This is a genomic window from Paenibacillus gallinarum (assembly GCF_014836635.1).
GTDB classification, from domain to species: Bacteria; Bacillota; Bacilli; order Paenibacillales; family Paenibacillaceae; genus Paenibacillus; species Paenibacillus gallinarum.
Map to the genome: position 1 here is coordinate 1 of NZ_JACSQL010000056.1, position 772 is coordinate 772.

A 772-nucleotide genomic window follows, 5' to 3' on the forward strand; every position below is an offset into this window, starting at 1 on the left:
ACATTCGCAGGTCCTTTTCACTAAATTGATTTAAGCTTTCATATAACTTCTCCATGGATATCCTCCTCATTGGACAATATCCATTACAATACCATATATTGGAGCTATCCTGCCGGTTTGCATAACTAAAAAGAGCAACTGCCAACTGGCAAGCTGCTCCCTGCGGTGTTCAAGTATCGTTTCTCGTTTTATTGATGGTCAATAGGTTTATATATAATATCCTCATATTCTTCTTCCCAATCTTGTTCGTCTACCATGTCATTCAGGGCATCTTCAAGCCAACCTGGCGTGAATGTAGAGTTTTTTGAGTACGTATTCATATCCTCTTCTGTCGCGATACGAACAAACTCCTCGCTGGCAGTAACTACCTCAAAATCATCTAATCCATCTCGAATATAATACTTAGGTATATTTAAGTTGGCAGGTAACTCAGCATTTCCTAGAACACTCCAGTATCCTTTTTCTATATATACAGTGTTCGTTCTTATAAGAAAAACAATGTCATTACTTAATATTTTCTGAATATCTGATACTTTTTCATGGGTGATGAAATCAAAAGCAATGCTCCAAACTCAACTACTTGTCCATAGCCGTAGCGATTTTCTTTTAGCGGAATAATAAAAATATCACCGATATTTATTTTCATGATTTAATCCTCCATAATTGTTTATTTAATCCCAAATTTACTCCACTAACGTTTTTTCGTTAGTTGAACCAAGGCCCTCAAAAATAAAAAACTATTATGATACCGTATGTCTTGCTTAAGCCATTC

Annotated in this window: 2 protein-coding genes; both read right to left on the reverse strand. The window is 35.6% G+C overall.

Annotated features, from left to right (window positions below):
* Nucleotides 1-188 precede the first annotated feature (188 nt).
* Nucleotides 189-320 carry a hypothetical protein gene (locus H9647_RS26105; RefSeq protein WP_263621340.1) on the reverse strand — a complete coding sequence of 44 codons (132 nt, stop codon included), beginning with the start codon at nucleotides 318-320 and terminating at the stop codon, nucleotides 189-191.
* 188 nt (nucleotides 321-508) lie between these two features.
* Nucleotides 509-646, reverse strand: a complete 138-nt coding sequence (locus tag H9647_RS25600; protein WP_191805320.1) for an Imm26 family immunity protein — start codon at nucleotides 644-646, stop codon at nucleotides 509-511.
* Nucleotides 647-772: the final 126 nt, after the last annotated feature.

Excerpts from the sequence above, each read along its gene's own strand:
- H9647_RS25600 (WP_191805320.1), bottom strand. The coding sequence starts at position 646 with ATGAAAATAAATATCGGTGATATTTTTATTATTCCGCTAAAAGAAAAT.
- H9647_RS26105 (WP_263621340.1), bottom strand. The coding sequence starts at position 320 with ATGAATACGTACTCAAAAAACTCTACATTCACGCCAGGTTGGCTTGAA.